Source organism: Cohaesibacter gelatinilyticus (assembly GCF_900215605.1).
GTDB lineage: Bacteria > Pseudomonadota > Alphaproteobacteria > Rhizobiales > Cohaesibacteraceae > Cohaesibacter > Cohaesibacter gelatinilyticus.
In genome coordinates this window covers 363,494-390,308 of record NZ_OBEL01000005.1, presented here as the reverse complement: position 1 = coordinate 390,308, position 26,815 = coordinate 363,494, and the positions used below count along the sequence as shown (strand labels likewise).

Here is a 26,815-nt window from a genome sequence, read left to right as displayed (position 1 = left end):
ACACTCAATGATGCGAGTAGGCTAGTCACCCGAATCTAAAGTTCGTCACATTGAACAGCGAGTACCGAACGAACTCTAGATTCAAAAGGGTGACTAGCAAATATATGTTTCTAGTGTGGTTTTAGGAATTGAAATAGGCAAACGAACCTGCCGATAAATGATACCTATTTCAATTCCACCACACTAGGCGCAAAATACGTCACATACAAGCATCGGTAGCAACCAAAGGAAGTATCATGGCGCGTCCCCCTCTCATCTTTGATCGCGCTTTACTGCAATCTCGCCGTCTGAGGGCCTGGCAACAACATGGCAAAGATGCTGATTTCCTACTCTCACATGTCTGTCAGGACATGGCTGAGCGCTTATCCATAGTCTTGCGCGAGTTTCCCATGGTTCTGGAGTTGGGAGGGCATACCGGTCAATTGGCAGAGATGATATTGGGGCGCAAAGGCACGAACCAAATCTTTCGTCAAGAACACAATTGTGCCTTCCTGCATGGGGCTGGGCAGACAAATTCGGCCCCTATCTTGCCTTTGGTGGCGGATGAAGAAGCGCTGCCGATTGCACCACAAAGTATGGATCTGATCCTCTCACCGCTTAATCTGCAATGGGTCAACGATCTTCCGGGAAGTTTATTCCAGATCCGCAACAGTCTGAAACCCGATGGACTCTTTCTGGCAACATTGTTGGGCAATGAAAGTCTGAAAGAGCTGCGCACTTCATTTCTACAAGCAGAAGCGGAACTCACTGATGGCGTCAGTCCTCGCATTGCGCCATTTCCCGAATTGAAAGATATGGGGAGTTTGCTGCAGCGTGCCGGTTTCTCCTTACCCGTTGCGGATCAGGATATTGTCACTGTACGTTATGGCTCGATGTTTTCCTTGATGGCGGATTTACGCAAAATGGGAGCGACCAATTGTCTGGCGGATCGTTCCAGAGCACCGCTTCGTCGTGATGTTCTGATGCGTACAGCAGAAATCTATCAGTCTGACTTTGCAGATTCCGATGGAAAAATCCGGGCAAGCTTTCAAATAGTCTCCATTTCAGGATGGGCTCCTCATGAAAGCCAGCAAAAACCACTCAAACCCGGCTCTGCTCAGACGCATTTTTCAAAGATCCTGAAAGATAAATCGTCCTAGCACGAGACCATCACTCAGATGCACATCGTGATACTCAAACACCTTCTACGGCGGTTTCAATTAAACCTAGTAGATCCGTAAGTTGTTCTACAACAGGCCCCATAGTCGCAATAATGGCCACACTGATCAAACCAATGACAATGCCATATTCCAAGGCTGTCGCACCGCTTTCATCATCACAAAATTGTTTCAGTATCGAAAGTTTCATTTGCACCATGACAGCCTTCTGGCTGTTACCTCTCCCAGAATAGCGGTATCCAGTCACCCAGTCTCGAGTATAGGTGCAATTCTTAAAGAGATTTATCCAAACAGGCCTTTTTATTTCCGCAAATTCAAAAAGGGGTAAATAAAACATTGAAAAAAAGCGTCTAACAAATATCCTCTTTGAATTTTTCAAACGCCAAGCAAATCAATCAATGGTGGTATCAGCGGAATATCCGCAGGTGGCATTGGATAGTCCCGCAGGACACCGGCCCGCACCCATTTCAGAGCCTGCCCTTCCTTGGATTGAGGAACGCCCTCCCAACGACGACAAATGTAAAGTGGCATCAGGAGATGGAAATCTTCATAGGCATGGCTAGCAAAGGTCAGCGGGGCAAGACAACTTTTCCAGGTCTGAATGCCCAATTCTTCCTCAAGCTCACGGATCAAAGCCTGCTCTGGACGCTCACCAGTATCTACCTTGCCACCGGGAAATTCCCACATACCAGCCAGATTCTTGCCCTCAGGCCGCTGAGCGATCAGAATGCGATTGTCTATATCGACCAAAGCAACCGCCACAACAAGGAGAAGTTTGACAGATGGGTTATCGATGCTCACAGGTTCCACTTTCTGATCCATGATGAAATCTAGCTCCGATAATCGCCATTGATGGTGATATAGCCATGTGTCAGATCACAGGTCCAAACTGTAGCAGATCCCTCTCCAACACCCAGATGGGTACAGATATCAATTTCGGCATTCTTCATATACTCGCTCGCCACTTCTTCGGAATAATCCGGGTCGCGCTGGCCTTCATGAGCCAGACGCATAGAGCCGAACCAGATGGCCAACTTGTCCCGATCCGCCATTTCGCCTGCCTTGCCAACGGCCATGACCACACGGCCCCAATTGGCATCTTCACCAGCCGCAGCCGTTTTCACCAGAGGACTATTGGCAATCGCCAGAGCCACACGTTTTGCAGCCTCATCACTCTCGGCTCCTTCCACCGTGATGGACAGGAACTTCGATGCACCCTCACCGTCTTTGACAACCAGTTTGGCCAGATCTTTCAAAAGAGCAGACAGAGCATCGGAAAATGTCTCAACGCGTGGATCGTCACCCTCAGAAATCTCGGCACAGCCACGTTCTTTGGCTGCGCCTGAGGCAAAGGCCATCAAAGTGTCAGAAGTCGACGTATCGCTATCAACGGTCGTCGCATTGAAAGATGTCTCTACATGCTTGGATAGCAGATCTTGCAATGCGCGCGCTGCGATCGGAGCATCGGTAAAAACAAAGCTGAGCATGGTCGCCATATCCGGTGCAATCATACCGGAACCTTTGGCAATGCCATGAATGGTCACAGGCACACCGTCAATATCAGCACTGGCTGTGGCCACCTTCAAGAAGGTATCCGTCGTCATGGTCGCAGCAGATGCCGTATGCCAATCAACACTGTTGCCGTCTTTCATCAAATGCTCCATGGCGGAGGTGATGAAGGATGGATCCAGGGGTTCTCCAATCACACCTGTGGATGCCATGAATATTTCAGACGGAGAACAATCTGCCAGTTTGGCGGCGGCTTCACCAACAGTAGTGACGGAACTCACCCCATGTGTACCGGTAAATGCGTTGGCATTGCCAGCGTTGACCACCAGCATCCGAGCAGAGCCATTGCCCTGATGCTCCTTGCACCAATCAACGGGAGCCGAGCAGCATTTGGATTTGGTATAAACGCCTGCCACACTGGTGCCCTTTGTCATTTCGACGACCAGCAAATCATCCCGGCCCTGATATTTCATCCCCATGGCTGCAGTCATTGGGCGAAAACCATCCAGAGCATCCATCTGTGGCAATTCAGTTGGTGCAAACGGAGAAGGTTGCAGATCCATGGCAATGGTCCTTAAAGCAGTGGGCCCAATCGGCATATCACAAGGCCCAAAATAAAAAAGAGAGGCTATGATTTAGCCTCTCTTCTCAAGCAGGAAAAGCCCACTTATCAAAAAAGCAGTCCTTTTTTACGAACCCAAGTTCGGGAAATGCCTACTTTTTCACGTCAATCTTGGCTTTGGCTTTCAAACCATTCAGGATTTCAGAGAATTTCTGCTCAGCCAGCACGCGACGGATGTTACCTTTTACTTCATCAAAAGCAGGCTTTGGCTTGTCACGAGCGTCTTCAACCAGAACGACATGATAGCCAAATTGGGTCTTGACCGGCGTCTTGGTATATTTGCCTTTTTCCAAAGAGAAAGCTGCCGCTTCGAAAGCAGGAACCATCTGACCCTGACCAAAATAACCGAGATCTCCACCGCGAGGACCGGAAGGGCCGGTAGATTTTTTCTTGGCCAGCTCGGCAAAGTCAGCGCCACCATCCAGCTCCTTGATCACATCAAGAGCTTCTTTTTCTTCCTTCACCAGAATGTGACGAGCCTTGACTTCTTTCTCAGCGGCCTTGGTGCCAACTTCCTTGTCATAGAAAGCTTTCAACTCTGCGTCCGTGATTTTCTCATCGACATTGACGCGGAAAAATTCGTTACGCAACGCGCGATTTTTCAGAAATACCATTTGCCTCTTGAACAAATCACCTTCCTGCAACTTCTGCTTTTCAGCTTCTTCAGCAACCAGTTCCAGATCAATCAGGATTGTCATCAGCGCTTCCTTGCGCTGATCAGGGGTCATCCGCCCCAGACGGCCGCCCAGTTCCTGAGCAATGAAACCCAGTTCCGTGGTGGTGATATCACGTCCATTCACCGATGCAACCACGCTGTCTTTTGTGCTGTCCTGGGCAATTGCTACACCGCTACCGAGCAGAACCAGACTTGTGGTCGCTACGATCAAGGAGCGGGAGATAAAGGTTCGAACCATCTTATTTTCCTATGTTTGTTCACTTTCGCGCGAAAAATCTCTAAAAACTGACACTATAGCTCACCTAGTTGCTTTTCTGGACGTTGACAAGGCTGGAACCCAATCTTATCTGTCAGGCCAATAGTTTGTTGCCAGACCTGTTGACAGTCACAGAACAGACCGGGACGAGAAGATTTATTCCGGCTAGTCTTGCGCTAATTGCATATACACATCTGTTGCAGACAATTGCGGCAGTATCTTGAAGGAAGGACCCTCTCAATGGTCGGTCTTGGAGCCATCGCTCGGAAACTTTTTGGCACGGCAAACGATCGCCGCATCAAGGGCTATCGCCCAAAGGTTGCTGCCATCAATGCTCTGGAAGAAGAATATTCAAAACTCTCTGACGAAGAATTGCGCAACAAGACAGCCGAGTTTCGCCAGCAATTGGCGGATGGTATCAAACTGGAAAGCCTCCTTGTCCCCGCTTTTGCAACCGTCCGTGAAGCCGCCAAACGAACCCTTGGTCAGCGCCATTATGATGTGCAGCTCATGGGGGGCATGGTGCTGAATGATGGTGCCATTTCCGAAATGCGTACCGGTGAGGGCAAAACCCTGGTCGCAACTCTGGCCGCTTACCTCAATGCATTGCCGGGCAAAGGCGTGCATGTGGTGACCGTCAACGACTATTTGGCCAAGCGCGATGGCGAATGGATGAGCCAGGTCTATGGTTTCCTGGGCATGACCACCGGCATCATCATTCACGGCATTGAGGATGATGAGCGCAAGGCAGCCTATGAAGCCGACATCACCTACGGCACAAACAATGAATATGGCTTCGACTATCTTCGTGATAACATGAAATATGATCTGGACCAGATGGTTCAGCGTGGTCATCATTTCGCCATCGTCGATGAGGTCGATTCCATTCTGGTCGATGAAGCCCGTACCCCTCTGATCATCTCCGGTCCATTGGATGACCGATCAGAGATGTATAACACCATAGACGCTTTCATCCCGAAGCTCGAAGAGAGCCATTACGAGATCGATGAGAAGTCCAAATCCGCTACCTTCACCGAAGAAGGCACGGAATTTTTGGAAAATCTGCTGAAAGAAGCAGATATGCTTCAGGGCAATTCGCTCTATGACATCGAGAATGTCACCATAGTTCACCATCTCAATCAGGGTCTGCGCGCACACAAATTGTTTGTGCGTGACAAGGATTACATCGTCAAATCCGGACAGGTCGTCATCATCGACGAATTCACTGGCCGCATGATGGAAGGTCGTCGCTATTCCGAAGGTCTGCATCAGGCATTGGAAGCCAAGGAAGGCCAGCCAATCCAGCCAGAAAACCAGACTCTGGCATCCGTGACCTTCCAGAATTATTTCCGCCTCTATGACAAGCTGTCCGGCATGACCGGCACCGCTCAGACCGAGGCCGAGGAATTGATGGACATCTACAGCCTTGAAGTTGTGGAAGTGCCTACCAATCTGGCCGTTCAACGTCTGGATGATGATGATGAGGTTTATCGCACAACCCGCGAAAAAGACCTGGCACTCGTCGAGCTGATCCGTGATTGTATCGAACGTGGCCAGCCAGCTCTTGTCGGCACAACCTCAATCGAGCGCTCTGAAGAATTGTCTGGCCTGCTGAAAAATGCAAAGCTGGACCATCAGGTCCTGAACGCCCGCTTCCATGAACAGGAAGCTGCGATTGTCGCCCAAGCTGGTGCTCCTGGCGCCATCACCATCGCCACCAACATGGCGGGCCGTGGTACCGATATTCAGCTTGGTGGTAACCTCGACATGCGTATCGCCGAAGAAATTCCAGCGGAGATCGAAGGTGAAGAGCGCGAGAAGAAGATCGATGAGATCAAAGCTGATATCGAAACAAAAAAACAAAAGGCACTGGAAGCCGGCGGCCTATATGTGATTGGTACCGAGCGCCACGAAAGCCGCCGTATCGATAACCAGCTACGTGGTCGTTCCGGTCGTCAGGGTGATCCTGGGCATTCCAAATTCTTCCTGTCACTGGAAGATGACCTGATGCGCATCTTCGGATCCGACAAGATGGATGGCATGCTGCAAAAGCTTGGCCTGAAAGAAGGCGAGGCCATCATCCACCCTTGGATCAACAAGGCACTGGAGAAAGCTCAGAAGAAGGTCGAAGCGCGTAACTTCGACATTCGTAAGAACCTTCTGAAATTCGATGACGTGATGAATGATCAGCGTAAGGTGATCTTCGATCAACGTATCGATCTGATGAAGGATGAAGGCATTGTAGAAGTCGTGGCCGACATGCGCCACGAGATCATCGAAGACATCGTCTCCCAGCATATCCCGGAAAAAGCCTATGCTGAACAATGGGATGTAGATGGTCTGCATGATGAAGTCCAAGATATTCTGAACCTTGATGTTCCTGTGAAAGACTGGGCCAAGGAAGAAGGTATTGCCGATGAGGAAATCATCGAACGCCTGAAAAAAGCCGCCGATGAGCTGGCTGCTTCCAAAGCTGCCAACTTCACACCGGACATCATGCGTCAGGTCGAAAAATCCGTTCTGCTACAAACCCTTGATCATCTGTGGCGCGAGCATCTGGTTGCTCTTGATCACTTGCGCAACGTGATTGGCTTCCGTGGCTATGGTCAGCGTGACCCGCTGCAGGAATACAAGACCGAGAGCTTCGAGTTGTTCCAAGCACTTCTGAGCAATCTGCGCAAAATGGTTACCCAGCAATTGGCCCATGTTGTGTTGCGTGCCGATGAGGAAGCTTTCCCCGAGCAGGAACTACCAGAAATGCACGAGCAGCACCTGAATCCTCTGACCGGCGAAAACGAAATCGCCGAAGAGGACGAGGCAGCAGTAGCCGAGATGATGGGCAAAGTTCCACGCAATGCACCTTGCCCATGTGGCTCTGGCAAAAAGTTCAAGCATTGCCACGGCCGTCTGAGCTAAGCTGCAACATCGCGAATTCCGAAGCCCCGGCTGATCCGTATCAGCTGGGGCTTTTTTATGTCCACTCGCATCAAAAGCAGGCCTAGCCAACACTCACTCTTCAGCTTACGTTAATCTACAACTTCTATTTTTTGATTTTTGTGCCGAGTTGATAAGAGAGTTCCATGACCCCCGATCAGATAGCCCTTTTCTCGCTCTTTGGTGTTGTTTTTGCGATGTTGCTCTGGGGGCGCATTCGCTATGATCTGGTGGCATTTGGCGCGTTGATCATTGCCATCATGACAGGGCTTGTTCCAAAGGATCAGGCTTTCTCCGGCTTCGCACATCCCGCGACCATCATTGTGGCACTGGTGCTCATCATTTCTCGCGGACTGGTTCTATCCGGCGCGGTGGAGAAAATAACATCTCTAGTGGTCGACAAGGATCGCTCGGTTCAAAGTCATGTCACCATTATCGGCGCTGCTGGTGGATTGATGTCCGCCATCATGAATAATGTCGCTGCTCTGGCACTTCTCATGCCCGTCGATATTCAGGCAGCACAAAAATCCAAACGTAGCCCATCCCTGACCCTGATGCCATTGGCCTTTGCCACCATTCTAGGCGGCATGATCACACTGATCGGAACGCCACCTAACATCATCATTGCAGCCTTTCGCGAAAAATCTCTTGGCGAGCCATTTGCCATGTTTGATTTTGCACCGGTTGGTCTGGTGTCCTCCATCGTCGGCATTGCTTTCATCGCGCTTGTTGGCTGGCGATTAATTCCCAATGCTAATAATCGTCGGGACGAGACTGAAGCCCTGTTTGATATCGGCAAATATATCGCAGAGGTCGTTGTTCAGGAGGATAGCCCTGCCAATGGCCAGAGGGTGGAAGAGCTGGACCCATTGGCCGAGGAACATGACATCGCCATCCTCGGCATCATTCGCAATGGTCGCCGGCTTGCTGGCAATGGTCGTCTGACCGAGCTTCGCGCCAATGACATTCTGGTTCTGGAAGCGACACCTGATGCCATCGACAAGTTCGTCGGTGCCGGCAAACTTGGCTATCAGCAAAAGAAAACCGAGACCGCAGCCGCTGGGAAAGGCATGAAGCTGGTGGAATGCGTTGTACCGGATGATGCTCGTATTGCAGGTCGCGCAGCCATGGAATTGCGCCTTCTCAGCCGCAAGAATGTCACCTTGCTTGGAATAGCAAGACAAGGCAAACGCGTTTATCAGCGCGTCAGAAAAGAAAAGATCCAACCAGGCGATGTTCTGCTATTGCTTGGCCGCTCCGGTCAGATGAGTGATGTGGTGAAATGGCTCGGCTGCCTGCCCTTGGCAAGTCGTGGCCTGACCCTCACTCAGCATGGCCGCGCAGGTTTGGCAGCAGGCCTCTTCGCTCTCGCCATTCTGGCGGCAAGTCTTAATCTGATCTATCTACCGATTGCCTTAGCGGGCGTCGTGGCCCTTTATGCTCTGCTTTCCATCGTTCCCGCACGTGATGTTTACGAGTCGGTCGAATGGCCAGTCGTCGTACTTTTGGGATCGATGCTTCCCTTGGGAGCGGCATTGGAAGCCTCAGGCGGCACACAATTGATCGCCCATTCCATTGTTGATCTGACGGAGGGCTATTCACCCATCGTGGTCCTTACCATCCTGATGGTGGTGACGATGAGCCTCTCGGACATCCTGAACAACACAGCGACAGCCGTGGTGGCCGCGCCCATTGCGCTGGAGATCGCCAACAAGCTCAATGTCAACCCAGACGCCTTCCTGATGGCCGTCGCCGTTGCCGCATCGTGCGCATTCCTTACCCCTATCGGGCATAAGAACAACACGTTGATCATGGGGCCGGGTGGTTACAAATTCGGTGATTATTGGCGCATGGGATTGCCGCTGGAAATTCTGATCATTGCGATTTCCGTTCCGGCTCTGGCCTTCTTCTGGCCTCTATAATCAAGCAATAAAAAGGCTGCATCCGCAGCCTTTTTTCTTACTCAGCCCGCAAGCGATCACAGAGCTCAAACAAGTCCGGATCATCTATCGAGATCTCTTTTAGATGATCAACGGTATTGGTGACATAATCAATATTCGGCCCGGCCTTGCCATTGCCCTGCAACACAAAGCGCATCTGCTCATCCATGGCCAATTTGCCTGCATATTGCTCATGCTTCTGGTCGGCGACATAGGTTACCGCTTCCACTTGCTGATCGGAGCCGTCCAGCAAGGTCAGCTGGCTGTAGCGCTCCAGATAAACGGCCGTTACTTGTTCACGCTCACGCAAGTAAGCAATTACCTCGTCGCGCTTTTCAGCAGCAACTTCAAACGCCATACCCATGGCTGTACCACCGTCATCCAGACCAAGCACTAGCCCCGGGCATTCTGGCGAACCGCGATAGACGTGGGAATAGATGCAAAGGGAGCGATGATAGCCTTCCAAACGAGCAGGCATCGTGCGTAAAAAGTCAAAGCCCGGACGCCACATCAAAGAGCCATAGCCAAAAACCCACAGATTGCTCATAAAGTCACCTTAAATCCATTTTAACAACGCACAACACATTTGGTCGCACCCTTTGTTTCTGTGCTATCAAGTGCCTGACTGATTTGCAACCGACCAGAGAGTTATGCCTTCGATGTCTCCAACTGACATGCAATCTTCCCCGCAAAACCCATCCGGGAAATCATCTGCCAAGCGTTATTTCATTCTGATCGGACTGGTTCTGGTGGTTCTGGTTGGCTGGACCGGCTTCTGGATGGTCAGCAAGAACAAGACTCAGGAATTGATCGACAAGGTGCTGGCACGCCAGATCAACGGCCAGCAGGTAGCAACTTGTGCGGATCAGACCTTGGGTGGTTTTCCTTTCCGTCTGCTGCTGACTTGCTCTTCCTATTCTGTCAATGATCCAAAATCGGGTTGGAGAGTCGAAGGCGGCCCCTTGCGCGCTGTCTGGCAAGTCTATGCACCCAATCTAGCGATCCTCGAAGGCGATAACCTGCTACGCGCCAATCACGCTGCATCCGGTCTGGAAATTGATGTCAGAGCAACCCTGATACGTGCCTCTGTCCGTATCGATCAGGCTCTGACCGTTTCGCGTTTCTCTGTTGAAGGGCAAGAGCTGGATCTACAAACCAATCTTCCGGCAGTTACCCAGTCTCTGGGACAGATCACCGCAGAGCGACTGGAGATCCATGGCCGTGCCAATCCTGAACAATCAGAGGATCTGGATCTGGCCATCTCGACCAGCAAATTCCAAAGTGCTGTCATTCCACGTTTCTCCGGAACATTATCCGCCACTGCCCGCAAGGGGCTTGTCCCTGCCATCCTGACGGCCCCCAATCCGACCAAGGCCTGGCTAGAACAGGCTGGTAAGCTCGAGCAACTCAATGGTTTCATGACCATCGGTCAGAAAACATTGAAACTGACAGGCGATCTCGCCTTTGCCCAAACCGGTCGTGCCGATGGGGATGTGGTTCTGAAAATTCTCAATCCCAAACCGGAAGCAAGCAAAAGCAAAATCCAGCTGAGCGCCAAGGATGATGGCCTGAATGGCCCGCTGACAGCTTTACAATTGATGGGCAAACCGGTTAGCGATGGTGATCTGATCGGCTCTAAAGTCGATCTATCCATCCGGGATGGCCAAATCAGTGCAGGCTTCCTGCCTCTTGGTCGCCTCCCGGCCCTGAAATAGAGCTATAAAAAAGGCCGCATCATGCGGTCTTTTTTGTATCATATCGAAGGACCCTACAAACGGGTCTGAGATTTTTCCACTTCGCCTTCCGCATCATTGATATGGCGGCCAAAGTCAGCGGCTTCAATTTCCTGACCTGCATCAATGATCGAGCGGCGGATCGAACGGGTTCGGGAGAAGAGATCAAACAGGGCATCTCCATCTCCCCAACGGATCGCGCGCTGCAGGGCGGTCAGATCTTCCGTGAAGCGTCCAAGCATTTCCAAGGCAGCTTCCTTGTTATGCAGGAAGACATCACGCCACATGGTCGGATCCGATGCTGCAAGACGGGTAAAGTCACGGAAACCACCAGCGGAATATTTGATCACTTCCGAATCCCGCACCATTTCCAGATCAGCCGCAGTCCCAACGATATTGTAGGCAATCAGATGCGGAAGATGGGAGGTAATGGCCAGAACCTGGTCATGATGTTCTGCATCCATCAACTCAACATTGGACCCCAATGCTTCCCAGAAGGCTTGCAGCTTTGCCACAGCATCTTTGTCGACATCCTCAGCGGGCGTCAAAACACACCATCGGCCAATGAACAATTCCGCAAAACCGGCATCCGGACCAGAATTCTCGGTACCAGCAATCGGATGACCAGGAATGAAATGCACATGCTTTGGCAAATGCGGTGCCATTTGCTTGACGATGGAGCTTTTGACCGAGCCCACATCGGTGACAACAGCGCCAGGCTTCAGATGAGCGGCAATGGTCTTTGCAATCGTTTCGCACACTCCAACCGGTGTACAGACAATCACCAGATCAGCATCAGCCACACACTCGGTCACATCCTGATGATAGCTGTCACCAAGGCCAAGTTCCTCAGCGCGATCCAATGTGTCTTTGGAGCGGGTATGAACAGCAATATGCTCCACCACTCCATGTTCGCGAGCAGCCAAAGCGATCGAAGAGCCAAGCAGTCCGATACCGATCAGCGCCATGCGAGGAAACAGAACGTCAGCCATGGCTGGCTTCTCCTTTTACAAAATCACCGAGCAATTTGATCACGGTCTCACAAGCTTCAGACGAGCCGATTGTCATGCGCAAGCAATTAGGAAGACCATAACTTCCTACCTGTCGCAGCACGCAACCGCGCTCCAAAAGGTAACGATCTGCATCTGCTGCTCGTTTGCCCTCGATATCGGAGAAATGGATCAGGATAAAGTTGGTCACACTCGGTGTCACTTTCAAACCCATCGCTTCGATGGCTTCAGTGACCTTCGACAACCATTCGCTGTTATGTGCAATAGTCGTTTTGACAAAATCCTGATCACGCACAGCTGCAACACCAGCAGCCAATGCAGGACCGTTCATATTGAATGGACCGCGAATGCGGTTCATGGCCCCAATGATGGCTTCCGGACCATAGCCCCAGCCAACACGCAGGCTCGCCAATCCATAAATCTTGGAATAGGTGCGGGTCATGACCACATTTTCAGAACTTCCAGCCAGTTCAATTCCTGCCTGATAATCCTGCTCGGTCACATATTCCGCGTAAGCGGCATCTAGAACCAAAAGCACATCAGATGGCAATCCGTCATGCAGACGGCGCACTTCCGAGAAAGGCAAGTAAGTTCCCGTCGGATTGTTCGGATTGGCAATGAAGACCATCTTGGTGCGATCAGTCACACGCTCAAGGATTGCATCCACATCGGTGGTGAGATTTTTCTCTGGCGCCACAACGCAAGTTGCACCCGCCGCCTTGATGGCGATCGGGTAGACCAAAAAGCCATGCTCGCTATAGATCGCTTCATCCCCTTCAGAGAGAAACGTATAGGCAAGAAGGCTCAAGATCTCGTCGGATCCAGCACCACATATGATGCGGGATGGATGGATACCATGTACATCGCCAATGGCGTCACGAAGGGCAGAAGCAGATCCATCTGGATAGATTTCCAAATGGCCCGCAGCCTGCCGATAAGCGTCAATGGCCTTTGGGCTGGCCCCAAAAGGCGTCTCGTTCGAGGACAGTTTGAAACAACGCTCACCACCAATCGCGGCAGATTTACCCGGCACATAGGCGGCAATCTGCATGACACCAGCGCGAGGTTGCGGGCGGGGCGCACGAACAGATTGCGACATGGTTTGATCTCCTAACGGATTTTGGAAAGAACCTTACTCAAGGCAAGTCTTTCAGCGGTGCCAGAGCGGCCCCGACACATACATAAACAACAAGCTCACATAAAAACGAATACTAGGCAGAAGGCAAGAAAATAGGAGCCCAATAGCCCCCGACTTCACCATGAAGGATAATATCTGCTCCCTCTACCTTGGAAAGACTTTCAATCTCCACATCCGCAACAGAGAATGGCATGGCTGCCAGAATTTCATGACGGTCCGCTTCAATAGCTTCTGCAAACACCACACCGCCAATGTCAGTGATAGCTTTTTCGGCTTCATCCTTACCTTCTGCGGACAAGGCGATCAGGCGCATATCCGGCACGGAGGTATCCATCAGTGGCATGGAAAGCACAAAGGCATCTGTCTCAACCGGGCGACCAGCTTGTGCAATCACCGGTAGACGGGAAATCACCTGAACCCCGTCCTTGGATAGATCACGCCACCAGGCACCGGCATCGAGAGCATCAGGTGAGACAACCCCCAGCACGGAACCATTGCCAGCCTTCACCTTGGCTTTGACGGCCTCCACATCGCTACCTTCAGAGAAATCTACGGTGAAACCGAAATAGAAGCGCGCCACATCACGCAATTCTGCACCCGGAGCTACCACCACTTCATAAGGGGCCTGCATATGGGTAAAGGTCGCGATGATCTCACGCCAAAGATGCTCGACAGTTGTGATCGGTAGAATACCACGATGCCGACCAACCAGACGGCGCATCATGTCCACTTCACGACCGGGTCGGAATGCTGCACCTGGCTTGTCTGTGCGCTTGACCGCTATCAGTGCTTCAACGATTTCACTGCGCTCAATCAATTGGCGATGAATGGTCTCATCAATATTATCGATACGCTGGCGCAGCTCGTCCAAAGTTGGAGCAGGGCCAATATCGTTTTGAGGTCCGGTTTCATTCATCACTTCATCCATCCATACGCAACAAGTTCAATCAAGCCAGGTCAACCAGCAAGAATTGTTCGATTTTTCATCTTCTTGCGCTATTCATAAAAAAGCCGGGGCGCAAAAGCAAAGAAAACATTTGACACAAAGCAGTTTGCCCCCCTAGGACGTAAACTCATAGATCTGATGAATTTGGCGTCAAAATGGTCTGACATGGCTAGAAAAAGAGTGAAAGATGGGCTGGTTGCCCATTCAAACTCTTTGCCGACGGCAGATCTTGACCATTTTGTCGTCCGAAGGATAGGGCGATTTCTTCCGCTCACCGCAAAGAAAGGCTTTGAAAATGATCCACATTGTCTGCATCCTTTCTTCTTGTGAGCAGAAAAACTTGCTCCTACCAAATTTACCATATTTATAAGTTTACGTCCTAGCTATTGCTCCTATTCCTAGCAAACGGGTGAAATCCCCAATCAGGTGAATTCCAATGACCAAAGGCTCATCCGGCCAAAACGGATCGTCGCAAGACCAAGTTGATCATGCTCAGGACGTCGCACTCAAGCAGGCTCGCGAGCCATCCTCACAGAGCGTAACCTTTGGTGCCGACAAACCCTTGCATCTGGATGCCGGACTGGATCTATCACCTGTCACCATTGCTTACGAGACCTATGGCACGCTGAATGAAGACAAGAGCAACGCCATCCTTGTCTGTCACGCCCTGACCGGCGACCAATATGCCAACTCCACCTCCCCTGTGACCGGCAAGCCCGGCTGGTGGAACCGTATGATTGGCCCCGGTAAGCCAGTAGATACAGACAAATATTTCATCATCTGCTCCAATGTTGTGGGTGGCTGCAATGGCTCAACCGGCCCTGCTTCCATCAATCCAAATAGCAAACAACCATACGGGTTGGAGCTACCGGTGATCACCATCCGCGATATGGTGCGGGCGCAAGCCATGCTAATCGATCACTTAGGCATTGATCAGCTTTTCTGTGTACTTGGCGGTTCCATGGGTGGCATGCAGGTGATTCAATGGGCTGCAGCCTATCCGGAGCGGTGCTTCACTGCCATTCCAATCGCCGCCGGTGCCCGTCATACATCGCAGAATATCGCCTTCCATGAAGTCGGACGTCAGGCCATCATGGCGGATCCCGAATGGCATGGTGGTCGCTATCTCGATCAGGACACGACCCCGCGCAAGGGCTTGGGTGTTGCTCGCATGGCCGCTCACGTGACCTATATGTCCGAGCGGAGCCTGCAGAGCAAATTTGGTCGCAATTTGCAAAACCGCGAAGCAAAGACCTTTACCTTTGACGCCGATTTTCAGATCGAGAGCTATTTGCGCCATCAGGGCATGACCTTTGTGGATCGCTTTGACGCCAATTCCTATCTCTATGTTACGCGTGCCATGGATTATTATGATCTGGCTGCGGATCATGACGGGCAATTGGCGAAGGCATTCATGAATACGCAAACCCGTTTCTGTATTGTTGCCTTCACTACCGACTGGCTCTTCCCACCTGCGGAAAGCCGGCTGGTCGTCCACGCGCTCAATGCTGCCGGAGCGAGTGTGTCCTTTGTCGAGATTGAAAGTGACAAGGGACATGATGCCTTCCTGCTGGATGAGCCAGAAATGTTCGATGCCATTGATGGCTTTCTGAAATCTGCCCATAAGGCCCACGGCCTGCCAGCAAGTGGTAAGGAGGCCTGACCTTGAGCCAAAGACACGACAATACCCGTATTGATCATCTGCTGGTCGCAGATATGGTAGAGCCCGGATCCAAGGTTTTGGATGTGGGAAGTGATGATGGCGCTCTGCTGGACATTTTGTGCAATCAGCGCAATGTGCAGGGCCGTGGTATCGAACTTTCCCAAAAGGGGGTCAACAAATGCGTAGCCCGCGGTCTGTCCGTCATTCAAGGGGATGCGGATCAGGATCTGATCTATTATCCTGATGACAGCTTTGACTATGTCATCCTGAGCCAGACTATTCAGGCCACCCGCAATCCAAAAGCGGTTTTGGAAGATCTTTTGCGCATTGGTCGGAAGGCGATCGTCTCCTTTCCCAATTTCGGCCATTGGCGTGTGAGATCGGATCTGATGTTCCGGGGGCGCATGCCCGTCAATGATTACCTACCCTATAGCTGGTATGACACACCCAATATCCATTTCTGCACGGTGCGCGACTTCGTTGCTCTTTGTGATGAGACCAATGCCACTATCGAGAAGGCTCATGGTTTGAAAGCCAATGGCGAAGGCATCAGCTTCAATGCACCCTGGTGGTTCTGGAACCTTTATGCGGAACAAGCCATTTTCCTACTCAGTCGCAAAGAGGGCTGACCCTAACCTTTATCATCGGGCTCAAGCTTGAACGGAAGATTTGGTGCCGGCAAAAAGATTGGCCGAAACCCACTGGTCACACGAGATCCTTCGGGGGCAAGCAGCCCCTGACGCATCAGTTTGGTCGCTTCCACAATCAGCACGCCGGAAAATGCTGGCCAAAATCTGCCCCCCACTTTCTCCCAAGCCTTGGCAGAACCAAGGGGTGATCGTCCCTTGAATGGACCAAAATAGAGCGCTTCGCTCCATTTTACCGGTGTGAACATGGTATCCCGCAACAAATGGGTCAATTGCCCGCGAGAGAACGGCCGTCCATAGGCGAAGGGCGATTGCTCCAACCTCGCCCAGACGCCCCGTCGGTTTGGTACCACGATCAAGAGCCGCCCACCAGGTGTCAGTACCCGCCAGATTTCGCGCAAATGATCAGCAGGATTGTCCACCATCTCCAGCAGATGGGTAATAATGATACGGTCCATGCATGAATCGGGTAGAGGAAGCAGATCGTCCTCTACCAAAGCAGTCAGCGATGCACCGGTCGACGGCCAATAAACGGCCCCCTGTCGTGCAGGCATCAGGGCAAGAGTGCGCTCGGCTCGATCTCGCATGCTCCGGATATAGGGCGGCGTATAACCAAGTCCGAGAATGGACAGTCCGTTCACATTGGGCCAATGTTCATGGATGCGTTGATTGATAAACTGCGCGGCCACACGCCCCAAAGGCTGGGCATAGAAGTCTCGAAGATCGACAACATCAAGATACATGTTCCGCCATACCCTGTCAGGTTTTCAGCTCAGCCGCCATCACAGCCCATAATGTGGCATCTGATCGGGTATTTTCCAACCCCATAGTATAAATTCCCGATACAACCCCTCTTCCAATTCTGGCATTGTCAAATATGCTAAAGGAAAGCAGCTTAGAACCAATGATTCGCATGGCATAGCAGGACCAGACATGATGCAGGAACTAGACCTTCAAACTCATCTCATCCCATGCCTGAGCGACAATTATGCAGTCCTGCTGCATGAAGCCAATTCGGGCCAGACCATTCTGGTCGATGTCCCGGATGAAGCGCCGATCCTTGCGGTTCTGGAAGAAAAAGGTTGGCCGCTCACCCATATCCTGATCACCCATCACCATTGGGATCATGTGCAAGGTCTGGAAAAGGTCAAGGCAGAGACCGGTGCCAAGGTTTATGGCCCCAAAGCCAGCATGGACAAGGTTCCACTGATTGATCACGGTCTGGAAGATGGCGATGAGATCTCCTTTGCCGAGAGCATTCTCTATGCTTTGGGTACGGAAGGTCACACTCTGGATCATCTCTCTTATTGGATGCCAGAGGGTGAAATTGCCTTCACCGGGGATACTCTCTTTTCCATGGGATGCGGTCGCGTCTTTGAAGGAACCTTGCGCGACATGTGGTTCGCGGTAGACAAGTTGGCCAAACTGCCACCGGAAACCACCATCTTCTGTGGCCATGAATATACCAAGGCCAATGGCGACTTCTGTCTGTCCATCGAACCGGACAATGAGTTCCTGAAACGCCGCATGGCAGAGGTCGAGGCCCTGCGCGCCGAAGGCAAACCGACCATTCCAACCAACATTTTGGAAGAACGCGCCACCAACACCTTCATCCGCGCCAATGAGCCAGCGTTAAAGAAAGCTCTAGGCATGGAAGACAAGGAAGATTGGGAAGTCTTCGCCGAAATCCGTACCAGAAAAGACAATTTCTGAAAATTATCTTTTCTATTTTTCCTCTTACCGGCTATTCCTCGCTTTGCTCGGGCCTGCGAGAGCACGCGTTGCGCTTGCCTATCGGCCGTCGCAAAAGGAAGGATTTCCTTTTGCGGATCCTTTTCCCAAATCAATCTTGCAAGGATAAAAGAATTCGGCGAAAGCATAGCGCTTTCGCCGGGAACCGATAGGTGACCGCAGCTCGGCTGCGTGCCCTCGCAGGCCTGAGCGAATGCGAAGAATGGCCGGTAAGAGGTATCAAAGAGGCCCTGCACCAAAAAGCTTCTTGGCGGTCTCATTGATCAAAGTATGACGGCGGTCGAACTTCTTGGCCAGAACAATATTGGTCATGGTCTTGGCCACACCTTCAATCTCGCCAATCTCGTCAAGCAAAGCGTCCAGATCTTCCAGCTGTGGCATCTCAACGATCAGTGACAGATCAAAAGCTCCATTGACGGTAAAGCAGGACGAAATTTCCGGAAATTCTTCCAGACGTGTCACGATGGCATTCTGAAGCTTGGGATCAATCTCAACAAAGACAATCGCGCGATTGAGGGTCTCCAGTGGATCGCGATTGAGCAGCACGGTGAAACCATCAATCACACCCTCGCGTTTCAGGCGTTCAATGCGCTCGTGAACCGTTGATCGCGCCACATCCAGCCGACGGCCAATTTCCGACGTGGACATGCGAGCATCCCCCTGCAACAGGCGGATCAATTTGCGATCCAGTTCATCCAAAGTTCGACGCATGTAAGCCCCCTCCAGGTCTTGCTGAACTCCATGTCCAGTCCTTTTGCTCACGCCAATATGACATTACAGAATGTTGTGTAGCGATCTGAACCGCTTTGACAAGCCTCGATTTTTGGGCAAGGAAAAACAAGCCTGCAAATTGTCAATTTATAGCATTCCTTCCAGCAATATACCGGAAATCTCCGTCAATCTATAGCGTAAGCATGATTAGGGCCTATTTTCCCGAAATTTGGTTGGATATATTGGAATTGGATACAATGACATTTAGTCATGTCACATCAATCAGATAACAAAGATCAGATGCAAGCAAGTGGATGAATTTGCCCTTGCCTTTCCCTGTATGGAGAGCCCCCGAATGAGCAATCTTGCACAAGAGACAAAATCCCTGCTGTTCGCTCTTGGCGTCAGCGCTGACAAACTGGCCACTTCCGGCATTGAAGTGACAAGCCCGATTGATGGCTCTATCATTGCACATGTTGCCGAACAGGGCGCAGCTGACACCAATGCTGCAGTCAACAAAGCTCATGAAGCTTTCAAAAAGTGGCGCACCATTCCAGCTCCTGCTCGTGGCGAGCTGGTTCGCCTACTTGGCGAGGAATTGCGTGCTCATAAGGAAGCTCTTGGCAAGCTGGTCACCATCGAATGCGGCAAGATCTATTCTGAAGGTCTTGGCGAAGTTCAGGAAATGATTGATATTTGCGACTTTGCCGTTGGTCAGTCTCGCCAGCTCTATGGTAAAACCATCGCGTCTGAGCGTCCAGGTCATCGCATGATGGAAACCTGGCATCCGATGGGTGTTTGCGGCGTGATTTCCGCTTTCAATTTCCCGGTTGCTGTTTGGTCCTGGAACACCTGTTTGGCCCTGATCTGTGGCGATTCCGTTGTTTGGAAACCATCCGAGAAAACTCCTTTGACTGCTCTCGCTTGTGAAGCAATCCTCCAGAAAGCCCTTGAGCGCTTTGGCGATGCACCTGAAGGCCTGCACGAACTGGTCATCGGTGGTCCAGAGGCTGGTCAGGCTCTCGTTGACAATCCAAAAGCTGCGATCATTTCCGCAACTGGCTCCACCCGCATGGGTGCTGCAGTTGGCCCACGTGTGGCCAGCCGCTTTGGCCGCTCCATTTTGGAACTGGGCGGCAACAATGCCATGGTCGTGGCACCAAGTGCTGATCTGGATATGGCCGTTCGCGCAATCTGCTTCTCCGCAGTTGGCACCGCCGGCCAGCGTTGTACATCTCTTCGCCGCGTGATTGCTCATGACAGCATCGCTGACGAGCTTGTTGCAAGCCTGAAAAAAGCATACGCTACCCTGCCAGTTGGTTCCCCTCTGGAAGATGGCACTCTGGTTGGCCCGCTCATCGACGAGCAGTCCTTCGATACCATGCAGACTTCCTTGAAACAGGCGGCTGAAGAGGGCGGCAGCGTCTTTGGTGGCGGTCGCGCAAGCGTTGATGGCAAGGATGGTGGTTTCTACCCGACCCCAGCAATCGTTGAAATGCCAGCACAGAGCGACGTGGTTCGCACCGAAACCTTTGCACCAATCCTCTATATCCTGCGCTACAGCGATCTGGATCAGGCACTGGAACTGCATAACGAAGTGCCACAAGGCCTGTCTTCCTGCATCTTCACCCTGAACATGCGCGAAGCCGAAACCTTCATGTCTGCAGCCGGTTCCGACTGCGGCATCTGTAACGTCAATATCGGCCCATCCGGCGCTGAAATTGGTGGCGCATTCGGCGGTGAGAAAGAGACCGGTGGCGGTCGTGAGTCCGGCTCTGATGCTTGGAAAGGCTATATGCGCCGTGCAACCAACACCGTGAACTATTCCGCTGAGCTGCCACTGGCACAGGGCGTGAAATTCGATATCTAGACGGATTGAGAAAGGTGCGGCCTTTCCGATAAGTCATAGCGAAAACACAAAAAGAGCCGGTGCAAACCGGCTCTTTTCATATCAAGATCCTTTACATAAATAAAATTCTACCTTCCATCCCGGAACGGAGCTCCCTCCATGACCGCTCAACCCGCCCTGTCAAAACGCGCCCAATCCATTGGCTTGTCCAAAATCGCCCAGCTTGTTTCCCGCGCCGCTGAACTGCGCGCGCAAGGCAAGGATGTCATCTCCCTTGGCTTTGGTGAGCCGGATTTCGATACCCCGCTCAACATTCGTGAAGCTGCCCAGAAAGCCATGGATGAAGGCGACACCCGCTATACTGCGACGGGCGGAACTAATACACTCAAGCTTGCCGTCCAGAAGAAGTTCAAGAATGACAATGGATTGGATGTCGATCTCGATCAGATCATGGTCAGTGTCGGTGCCAAACATGTCCTCTTCAATGCCTTTCTGGCGACGCTGGATGAAGGCGATGAAGTCATCATTCCAGCTCCGTTCTGGACCAGCTATCCCGACATCGTGAAAGTGGCTGAAGGCACTCCGGTCTTTGTCTCTTGCGGAGCAGATGTCGGCTTCAAGCTCACACCATCTGCGCTGGAAGCTGCCATCACGCCCAAGACAAAATGGGTGATGATCAATTCTCCGTCCAACCCGACCGGCGCAGTCTATAGCGCAGATGAAATCTCAGCGCTTGCGGAGGTCATCCGCAAGCATCCTCATGTCTGGATCCTGTCTGATGATATCTACGAGCATATCCGCTTCACTGAAGGCAAATATGCAACCATTGCCGCGCTTGCACCGGATCTGTCCGGGCGCACCCTCACCATGAATGGTGTCTCCAAAGCCTATGCCATGACCGGCTGGCGCATTGGCTTCTGTACTGGGCCCAAAGCCTTGATCAAAGCCATGACTGCGATCCAGGGCCAAGCTACCTCCGGCCCCAACTCCATCGCGCAGGCCGCAGCCGTTGAAGCATTGGAAGGCCCACAGAACTTTCTGGACGAATCTCGCGCCACCTTCAAGGAGCGCCGGGACAAAGTTGTTTGCTGGCTCAATGAATGTCCGGGCATCAAGTGCCAAACCCCGGATGGTGCTTTTTATGCCTTCCCTACCTGCTCAGATTGTTTTGGCAAAGTCACCCCGGATGGAACCAAAATCGAGACCATTGATGATCTCGCTAGCTTCCTTTTGGAAAAGCATGACGTGACCATTATTCCTGGCACCGCTTTTGGCGCTCCAAACGAATTCCGCATTTCTTACGCGGCATCTCTGGAAATTCTTCACGAGGCCTGCAACCGTATCAAAGCTGGCTGCGAGCAACTGCAGTAAGCATTGCTTACATGAACATCAGGGCCGCCTTGCGAGAATAGACGTAAGGTGGCTTTTCTGTGCGAAGGCTTGTGTCGGACTTTCAGTACCACAAAAAATGTTATAATATTACATTTTAAACCAGTACAGATGTGAACGTGGCCGATAGTCTTTCCCCTTCGCTGATCCATGCCGAAAACATTTCCGTTCAGGCAGATGGCAAAACGCTCCTCGACAATATTTCTCTCTCGGTAAGACAGGGCGAAATCGTCACCATCATCGGTCCTAATGGTGGCGGTAAGACCACGCTCATTAAGGCACTTCTGGATCTGCAGAAAATCTCAGAAGGCTCGGTGACCCGTACTCAGAACCTCAAAATCGGGTATGTGCCGCAAAAACTGGCAATTGATCGCACACTGCCGCTTACTGTCAAACGCCTGATGACGTTGACGGAAAAGAACGACCACCAGACGATTCTTGATGCCCTCAACGAGACCGGTGTTGCTCATAAGCTCAATGATAGTATTCATACGCTCTCTGGCGGCGAGATGCAGCGTGTGCTGCTTGCACGGGCTCTGGTGAGGAAACCGAACCTGCTTGTGCTGGATGAGCCTGTACAAGGTGTTGACTATGTCGGTGAGCTGGCGCTCTATCGTCTGATCGAGAATATCAGAGATCGTCATCAATGCGGCATTCTACTCGTTTCTCACGATCTACACATGGTGATGCGGGCATCCAACCATGTCATTTGTCTGAACACCCATATTTGCTGCGCCGGCAAACCGGCCCAAGTGGAACAATCCGAGGATTATAAAATGCTCTTCGGGCAAAAAGGCCTGCAGACCATGGTGCCCTATTCCCATCACCACAGTCACAGCCATGACCCACTGGATTCCGATATTCTGGACGGGGAAGACTGCTCCTGCGGTCACGATCATGACCACGATCACCCTCATCAGACACATGAGGGAGAGAGCAAGTGAGCTGGCTTTTGGATGACTTCTTCATGCGTGCTCTGTTTGGTGGGTTGGGTATTGCCCTGATCGCAGGTCCCCTTGGCTGCTTCATTGTTTGGCGACGCATGGCTTATTTCGGCGAGACCATGGCTCATGCAGCCTTGCTTGGCATCGCTCTAAGCCTCCTCATGGATATCTTCCCCATTGGCGGCGTATTTGCGGTATCTCTCCTGATCGCAGGCGTGCTCTATTGGCTTGAGCGTCTGGATCGGCTCTCAACAGACACCTTGCTTGGCATTCTTTCGCATGCCTCGCTTTCCATCGGTCTGATCACTCTTGGTTTCATGACTTGGTTGCGCATCGATATCATGAGCCTGCTCTTTGGCGACATTCTATCCATATCTCAGCAAGATATCATGATCATCTGGGGAGGTGGCGCACTGGTTCTGGCTCTTCTTCTCTCTCACTGGCAAAGCTTGCTTGCCAGCACTATCAGCCCGGACATAGCCAGCGCAGAAGGATTGCCCGTCACACGCGCCAATCTGCTCTTCATCTTTCTGATTGCCTTGGTGATAGCCGTTGCCATGAAATTGATCGGTGTATTGCTGATCACATCACTTCTGATCATACCGGCGGCAACAGCGCGGCAATTTTCACTTTCTCCGGAATCCATGGCGGTCATGGCAGCGTTCATCGCTGCTCTGGCTGTTTATATCGGCCTGCAAAGCTCACTTCAATGGGACAGCCAGCCTGGTCCTTCTATTGTGCTGTCCGCCTTCTCTCTCTTTCTAATCTCGCTGGCCATCGGGCCAGCAATCCTGAAGGTCATTCGAAAGCGGAGCAGCTGAGATTAAGAGCTTTTGGGCTTGAAGATCAGATCCTTGGACGCCAACACAGCCCCGGAGGTGACCAGAAGAGCTGCCCCACCGATTGCCCAGCTGAATTCAGCAAACCCGGCGAGAATCAGTATGGTGGTGGAAAGCAAAGGTGCAGCATAAGATGCTGCCCCCAATACCTGAATATCACCGTGCTTGACGCCATAATCCCAAACATAAAATGCCGCACCAACTGGCAGCAATCCAAGTCCAAGAATAGCCAGCCATTGCGAAAAATCTGACGGCCAGATAGTGTTCTCAAACACCAAATGCGCCCCGGTGCTCAGCATAGCGGTGACAAGACAGAATCCCACAACAATGTCGGTCGGCACTGCCGCAAAACGACGAGATAAAACGGAATAGCCCGACCAGGTAAAAGCACAGATGAATGCCGCCAGATAGCCATGACCATAGCGCCAGTCAATACTTACACCTTTTCCTTTGGTGACAATCAGAACCGTCCCAATCAAACCAAGTATACTGCCTGCTACATGATACCAGCGCAGATTTTCACCCGGCAGAAGTGCTGATAGGACAACAATCAATAGTGGCCAGAGATAGGCGATCAAGCCTGCCTCTACCGGGGGAGCTAGACGCAACGCGGTATAATAGAGAAAATGATAACCAAACAGGCCGACAACACCCAAAACCCAAACGGGCCAGGGTTGCTTCAAGGTTTTCATGGCGCCAGATCTAAACAACCAGCTGATTGCCCCCAGTCCGCCACCAATCGCAAAGGTGATTGCGGTGAGCTGAAACGGCGGCATTGTTCCGCTGGCAGCAGTAAACAGAGCCAGCAATGCCCACATCAAGATAGCTGCAAAGCCGATAGCCGTAGCAACGAGTTGTTTGGACATGTCACCTGGTTTCCAAAAATCTGATTTGAAAGTACATCCTAGCCGCTCAAACAAGGCGGGCAATGAAAAAAAAGCCGCGCAGTCAAACTGCACGGCTTCTTATCAAGGACTTTTGAACTCCAAACAGAGCTTAAGTCATATATTGTCCGCCGTTTACGGTCATGGTCGCACCGGTAATGAAGGCACCTTCTTCAGACGCAAGGAATGTCACCATGGCGGCAATTTCGGATGCCTTGCCCAAACGCCCAACCGGGATACCGGCAATGATGCTTTCCAGCACTTTTTCAGGCACTGCTGCCACCATATCAGTATCGATATATCCCGGGCAGATGGTGTTGACGGTGATACCTTTACGAGCAGTTTCCTGTGCCAAGGCTTTTGAGAAACCAGCCACACCGGCTTTCGCCGCTGAGTAGTTGGTCTGTCCCATCTGACCTTTCTGGCCGTTGATTGAGGAGATATTGATAATGCGGCCAAAACCACGTGCACGCATGCCATCAATCAAAGGCTTCGTCATGTAGAACATGGAATTCAGATCGACATTGATCACTTCTTCCCATTGTTCGACAGTCATTTTGTGCAACATACCATCGCGGGTAATGCCGGCATTGTTCACCACAATCTCCACCGGACCCAGATCAGCCTCTACTTTGGCCAACCCTTCCGCGCAGGCAGCGGCATTACCCACATTCCATTTGTAAACCGCAATTCCATGCTCATCAGAAAACGCCTTGGCTTTCTCGTCATTGCCCGCATAGTTTGCCGCAACGGTGTAACCGGCTGCTTTCAAAGCGATGGAGATCGCTTCGCCAATACCACGGGTACCACCGGTAACTACTGCAACTTTAGACATGGATATCCTCCCCTAAAACAAAACTGATCCAGCCCTTCCTCGTGGCCGGGAGCCGGGGCACGGTCTCATCACACGCGCCCCGGAAAACTCTTGTGTGCGAAGGCTCTAATCTGTTCGATCTTTCCCTTGTCGAACTGCTTCAAGTCTTGCAAAATGCTCGCGTCTAGCGCTCAACAGTCAGCGCAACGCCCATGCCGCCACCGATGCAGAGGGTCGCCAGACCTTTCTTGGCATCCTGACGCTTCATTTCATGCAACAAGGTCACCAGAACACGACAGCCGGACGCACCAATCGGATGACCAATGGCAATGGCACCGCCATTCACATTCACCTTTTCAACATCCCAACCCATGTCCTTGTTCACAGCACAAGCCTGTGCTGCGAAGGCTTCGTTGGCTTCGATCAGATCAAGGTCAGATGCAGACCATCCTGCTTTTTCTAGAGCTTTGGTGGAAGCAGGAATAGGGCCAGTTCCCATAATCGCTGGATCCAGACCAACGGATGCCCAGGAGCGAATGGTCGCCAATGGTGTCAAACCACGCTTTTGCGCTTCTTCTGCGCTCATCAGAACAACGACGGCAGCACCATCATTGATACCGGAAGCATTACCCGCCGTAACAGAACCGTCTTTCTTGAAAGCTGCACGCAGTTTCTGCATGCCTTCCATGGTTGCACCATGACGGATATATTCGTCATCTTCGATCAGGCGCTCTTTGCGACGCTCAACAACAGTTACCGGAACGATTTCATCCTTGAATTTGCCAGCTTTTTGCGCAGCTTCTGCCTTGTTCTGGGAAGCAGCAGCAAATTCATCCTGAACGTCACGACTGATATCCCACTGATCGGCAACATTCTCGGCCGTGATACCCATATGGTAATCATTGAATGCGCACCACAGACCATCCTTGATCATGGTGTCGGTCATTTTCATGTCGCCCATCTTGGTACCGGAACGCATTTCTGCGGCATGCATGGACAGGCTCATATTTTCCTGACCACCGGCAACAACGATGTTTGCGTCACCCATCGCGACCTGCTGCATACCCAAAGCAACGGTACGCAGGCCCGATCCACAAACCTGATTGATCAACCAGGCCGGAGCGCGGTCAGCAACACCAGCTTTCATCGCTGCCTGACGGGCCGGGTTCTGACCCTGACCAGCGGTCAGAACCTGACCCAAAATCACTTCATCAACGTCTGCTGCGTCAATACCGGCCTGATCCAGAGCGCCTTTGATAGCTACCGCACCCAGATCATGGGCTGGCATGTTGGCAAAAGAGCCTAGAAAAGAACCAACAGGAGTACGGGCCGCCGCCACGATGACAATATCATTGCCTTGAGTCATGATCATCTTCCTTTTGTCTATCCGGGGATCGGCCTT

Annotated in this window: 24 protein-coding genes; 11 read left to right on the top strand and 13 right to left on the bottom strand. The window is 51.7% G+C overall.

Annotated elements, in window-relative coordinates; all coding sequences use genetic code 11:
• Positions 1–236 precede the first annotated feature (236 nt).
• Positions 237–1,139, top strand: a complete 903-nt coding sequence (locus CRO57_RS19445) for a methyltransferase domain-containing protein (RefSeq protein WP_097155147.1) — start codon at positions 237–239, stop codon at positions 1,137–1,139.
• Positions 1,140–1,173: 34 nt separating this feature from the next.
• On the opposite strand, the gene CRO57_RS19440 is transcribed toward CRO57_RS19445, so the two are convergent.
• From CRO57_RS19440 to CRO57_RS25200, 4 genes are all read right to left on the bottom strand, one after another.
• A complete protein-coding gene (locus CRO57_RS19440) occupies positions 1,174–1,356 on the bottom strand; it encodes a Flp family type IVb pilin (RefSeq protein ID WP_244580158.1) in 183 nt (60 codons plus the stop codon).
• Positions 1,357–1,532: 176 nt separating this feature from the next.
• The gene (mutT, locus tag CRO57_RS19435; RefSeq protein WP_097155146.1) at positions 1,533–1,979 is read right to left on the bottom strand and encodes an 8-oxo-dGTP diphosphatase MutT; all 447 of its coding nucleotides are present in this window, start codon (positions 1,977–1,979) and stop codon (positions 1,533–1,535) included.
• Between the two features lie 8 nt (positions 1,980–1,987).
• Positions 1,988–3,229, bottom strand: a complete 1,242-nt coding sequence (argJ, locus tag CRO57_RS19430) for a bifunctional glutamate N-acetyltransferase/amino-acid acetyltransferase ArgJ (RefSeq protein ID WP_097155197.1) — start codon at positions 3,227–3,229, stop codon at positions 1,988–1,990.
• Positions 3,230–3,380: 151 nt separating this feature from the next.
• Positions 3,381–4,202: a foldase protein PrsA gene (locus tag CRO57_RS25200; protein WP_097155145.1), complete on the bottom strand. Its 822-nt coding sequence runs from the start codon at positions 4,200–4,202 to the stop codon at positions 3,381–3,383.
• Positions 4,203–4,460: 258 nt separating this feature from the next.
• Between CRO57_RS25200 and secA the strand changes: the two genes are divergently transcribed.
• Positions 4,461–7,136, top strand: coding sequence for a preprotein translocase subunit SecA (gene secA / locus CRO57_RS19420; RefSeq protein ID WP_097155144.1), 2,676 nt, complete (start codon positions 4,461–4,463; stop codon positions 7,134–7,136).
• 164 nt (positions 7,137–7,300) lie between these two features.
• The gene (locus CRO57_RS19415; RefSeq protein ID WP_097155143.1) at positions 7,301–9,076 is read left to right on the top strand and encodes an SLC13 family permease; all 1,776 of its coding nucleotides are present in this window, start codon (positions 7,301–7,303) and stop codon (positions 9,074–9,076) included.
• A 37-nt stretch (positions 9,077–9,113) separates the two neighbouring features.
• Here CRO57_RS19415 and CRO57_RS19410 read toward each other — a convergent pair whose 3' ends face one another.
• Complete coding sequence (locus CRO57_RS19410; RefSeq protein ID WP_097155142.1) at positions 9,114–9,641, bottom strand: gamma-glutamylcyclotransferase; 528 nt, start codon at positions 9,639–9,641, stop codon at positions 9,114–9,116.
• 112 nt (positions 9,642–9,753) lie between these two features.
• Here CRO57_RS19410 and CRO57_RS19405 point away from each other — a divergent pair, with 112 nt between their 5' ends.
• The gene (locus CRO57_RS19405; protein WP_170956177.1) at positions 9,754–10,809 is read left to right on the top strand and encodes a DUF2125 domain-containing protein; all 1,056 of its coding nucleotides are present in this window, start codon (positions 9,754–9,756) and stop codon (positions 10,807–10,809) included.
• A gap of 53 nt (positions 10,810–10,862) precedes the next feature.
• Here the strand turns inward: CRO57_RS19405 and CRO57_RS19400 are convergent, their stop codons facing one another.
• The 3 genes from CRO57_RS19400 to CRO57_RS19390 all read right to left on the bottom strand — a co-directional run bounded on the left by CRO57_RS19400 (position 10,863) and on the right by CRO57_RS19390 (position 13,891).
• Complete coding sequence (locus tag CRO57_RS19400) at positions 10,863–11,819, bottom strand: prephenate/arogenate dehydrogenase family protein (RefSeq protein ID WP_097155140.1); 957 nt, start codon at positions 11,817–11,819, stop codon at positions 10,863–10,865.
• Complete coding sequence (hisC, locus tag CRO57_RS19395; RefSeq protein ID WP_097155139.1) at positions 11,812–12,936, bottom strand: histidinol-phosphate transaminase; 1,125 nt, start codon at positions 12,934–12,936, stop codon at positions 11,812–11,814. Before hisC ends, CRO57_RS19400 begins: the two co-directional genes overlap by 8 nt.
• Positions 12,937–13,048: 112 nt before the next feature.
• The gene (locus CRO57_RS19390; RefSeq protein WP_170956176.1) at positions 13,049–13,891 is read right to left on the bottom strand and encodes a chorismate mutase; all 843 of its coding nucleotides are present in this window, start codon (positions 13,889–13,891) and stop codon (positions 13,049–13,051) included.
• Positions 13,892–14,357: 466 nt separating this feature from the next.
• On the opposite strand from CRO57_RS19390, the gene metX reads away from it, so the two are divergent.
• Both metX and metW read left to right on the top strand, forming a co-directional pair.
• On the top strand, positions 14,358–15,584 hold the full coding sequence (metX, locus tag CRO57_RS19385) for a homoserine O-acetyltransferase MetX (protein ID WP_097155137.1): 1,227 nt from the start codon (positions 14,358–14,360) through the stop codon (positions 15,582–15,584).
• A gap of 2 nt (positions 15,585–15,586) precedes the next feature.
• Positions 15,587–16,213, top strand: coding sequence for a methionine biosynthesis protein MetW (metW, locus tag CRO57_RS19380; RefSeq protein WP_280176195.1), 627 nt, complete (start codon positions 15,587–15,589; stop codon positions 16,211–16,213).
• 2 nt (positions 16,214–16,215) lie between these two features.
• Here the strand turns inward: metW and CRO57_RS19375 are convergent, their stop codons facing one another.
• Complete coding sequence (locus tag CRO57_RS19375; protein ID WP_097155136.1) at positions 16,216–16,974, bottom strand: class I SAM-dependent methyltransferase; 759 nt, start codon at positions 16,972–16,974, stop codon at positions 16,216–16,218.
• 190 nt (positions 16,975–17,164) lie between these two features.
• Between CRO57_RS19375 and gloB the strand changes: the two genes are divergently transcribed.
• A complete protein-coding gene (gloB, locus tag CRO57_RS19370; RefSeq protein WP_342068288.1) occupies positions 17,165–17,944 on the top strand; it encodes a hydroxyacylglutathione hydrolase in 780 nt (259 codons plus the stop codon).
• Between the two features lie 258 nt (positions 17,945–18,202).
• Here gloB and CRO57_RS19365 read toward each other — a convergent pair whose 3' ends face one another.
• Positions 18,203–18,694: an Lrp/AsnC family transcriptional regulator gene (locus tag CRO57_RS19365; protein ID WP_097155135.1), complete on the bottom strand. Its 492-nt coding sequence runs from the start codon at positions 18,692–18,694 to the stop codon at positions 18,203–18,205.
• Between the two features lie 355 nt (positions 18,695–19,049).
• Here CRO57_RS19365 and amaB point away from each other — a divergent pair, with 355 nt between their 5' ends.
• The 4 genes from amaB (at position 19,050) to CRO57_RS19345 (ending at position 23,697) form a co-directional block, all read left to right on the top strand.
• Positions 19,050–20,564 (top strand): L-piperidine-6-carboxylate dehydrogenase, encoded by a 1,515-nt coding sequence (gene amaB, locus CRO57_RS19360; RefSeq protein ID WP_097155134.1) that lies wholly within the window; start codon positions 19,050–19,052, stop codon positions 20,562–20,564.
• A 138-nt stretch (positions 20,565–20,702) separates the two neighbouring features.
• The gene (locus CRO57_RS19355; protein ID WP_097155133.1) at positions 20,703–21,914 is read left to right on the top strand and encodes a pyridoxal phosphate-dependent aminotransferase; all 1,212 of its coding nucleotides are present in this window, start codon (positions 20,703–20,705) and stop codon (positions 21,912–21,914) included.
• A 137-nt stretch (positions 21,915–22,051) separates the two neighbouring features.
• Positions 22,052–22,876, top strand: a complete 825-nt coding sequence (locus CRO57_RS19350) for a metal ABC transporter ATP-binding protein (protein ID WP_244580157.1) — start codon at positions 22,052–22,054, stop codon at positions 22,874–22,876.
• A 23-nt stretch (positions 22,877–22,899) separates the two neighbouring features.
• The gene (locus tag CRO57_RS19345) at positions 22,900–23,697 is read left to right on the top strand and encodes a metal ABC transporter permease (protein ID WP_097155194.1); all 798 of its coding nucleotides are present in this window, start codon (positions 22,900–22,902) and stop codon (positions 23,695–23,697) included.
• Between the two features lie 2 nt (positions 23,698–23,699).
• Here the strand turns inward: CRO57_RS19345 and yddG are convergent, their stop codons facing one another.
• From yddG to CRO57_RS19330, 3 genes are all read right to left on the bottom strand, one after another.
• Positions 23,700–24,581, bottom strand: a complete 882-nt coding sequence (yddG, locus tag CRO57_RS19340) for an aromatic amino acid exporter YddG (RefSeq protein WP_097155131.1) — start codon at positions 24,579–24,581, stop codon at positions 23,700–23,702.
• Positions 24,582–24,711: 130 nt separating this feature from the next.
• Positions 24,712–25,434, bottom strand: a complete 723-nt coding sequence (gene phbB, locus CRO57_RS19335; protein WP_097155130.1) for an acetoacetyl-CoA reductase — start codon at positions 25,432–25,434, stop codon at positions 24,712–24,714.
• A 163-nt stretch (positions 25,435–25,597) separates the two neighbouring features.
• The gene (locus CRO57_RS19330; RefSeq protein ID WP_097155129.1) at positions 25,598–26,779 is read right to left on the bottom strand and encodes an acetyl-CoA C-acetyltransferase; all 1,182 of its coding nucleotides are present in this window, start codon (positions 26,777–26,779) and stop codon (positions 25,598–25,600) included.
• Between the last annotated feature and the right edge of the window lie 36 nt (positions 26,780–26,815).

Coding starts and splice junctions, on each gene's coding strand:
- CRO57_RS19345 (WP_097155194.1), top strand. CDS start 22,900: ATGCGTGCTCTGTTTGGTGGGTTGGGTATTGCCCTGATCGCAGGTCCC.
- hisC (WP_097155139.1), bottom strand. CDS start 12,936: ATGTCGCAATCTGTTCGTGCGCCCCGCCCGCAACCTCGCGCTGGTGTC.
- CRO57_RS19330 (WP_097155129.1), bottom strand. CDS start 26,779: ATGACTCAAGGCAATGATATTGTCATCGTGGCGGCGGCCCGTACTCCT.
- secA (WP_097155144.1), top strand. CDS start 4,461: ATGGTCGGTCTTGGAGCCATCGCTCGGAAACTTTTTGGCACGGCAAAC.
- metX (WP_097155137.1), top strand. CDS start 14,358: ATGACCAAAGGCTCATCCGGCCAAAACGGATCGTCGCAAGACCAAGTT.
- CRO57_RS19375 (WP_097155136.1), bottom strand. CDS start 16,974: ATGTATCTTGATGTTGTCGATCTTCGAGACTTCTATGCCCAGCCTTTG.
- gloB (WP_342068288.1), top strand. CDS start 17,165: ATGATGCAGGAACTAGACCTTCAAACTCATCTCATCCCATGCCTGAGC.
- CRO57_RS19445 (WP_097155147.1), top strand. CDS start 237: ATGGCGCGTCCCCCTCTCATCTTTGATCGCGCTTTACTGCAATCTCGC.
- CRO57_RS19415 (WP_097155143.1), top strand. CDS start 7,301: ATGACCCCCGATCAGATAGCCCTTTTCTCGCTCTTTGGTGTTGTTTTT.
- CRO57_RS19400 (WP_097155140.1), bottom strand. CDS start 11,819: ATGGCTGACGTTCTGTTTCCTCGCATGGCGCTGATCGGTATCGGACTG.
- CRO57_RS19390 (WP_170956176.1), bottom strand. CDS start 13,891: ATGAATGAAACCGGACCTCAAAACGATATTGGCCCTGCTCCAACTTTG.
- yddG (WP_097155131.1), bottom strand. CDS start 24,581: ATGTCCAAACAACTCGTTGCTACGGCTATCGGCTTTGCAGCTATCTTG.
- CRO57_RS25200 (WP_097155145.1), bottom strand. CDS start 4,202: ATGGTTCGAACCTTTATCTCCCGCTCCTTGATCGTAGCGACCACAAGT.
- CRO57_RS19440 (WP_244580158.1), bottom strand. CDS start 1,356: ATGGTGCAAATGAAACTTTCGATACTGAAACAATTTTGTGATGATGAA.
- CRO57_RS19355 (WP_097155133.1), top strand. CDS start 20,703: ATGACCGCTCAACCCGCCCTGTCAAAACGCGCCCAATCCATTGGCTTG.
- phbB (WP_097155130.1), bottom strand. CDS start 25,434: ATGTCTAAAGTTGCAGTAGTTACCGGTGGTACCCGTGGTATTGGCGAA.
- CRO57_RS19410 (WP_097155142.1), bottom strand. CDS start 9,641: ATGAGCAATCTGTGGGTTTTTGGCTATGGCTCTTTGATGTGGCGTCCG.
- argJ (WP_097155197.1), bottom strand. CDS start 3,229: ATGGATCTGCAACCTTCTCCGTTTGCACCAACTGAATTGCCACAGATG.
- mutT (WP_097155146.1), bottom strand. CDS start 1,979: ATGGATCAGAAAGTGGAACCTGTGAGCATCGATAACCCATCTGTCAAA.
- CRO57_RS19365 (WP_097155135.1), bottom strand. CDS start 18,694: ATGCGTCGAACTTTGGATGAACTGGATCGCAAATTGATCCGCCTGTTG.
- CRO57_RS19405 (WP_170956177.1), top strand. CDS start 9,754: ATGTCTCCAACTGACATGCAATCTTCCCCGCAAAACCCATCCGGGAAA.
- amaB (WP_097155134.1), top strand. CDS start 19,050: ATGAGCAATCTTGCACAAGAGACAAAATCCCTGCTGTTCGCTCTTGGC.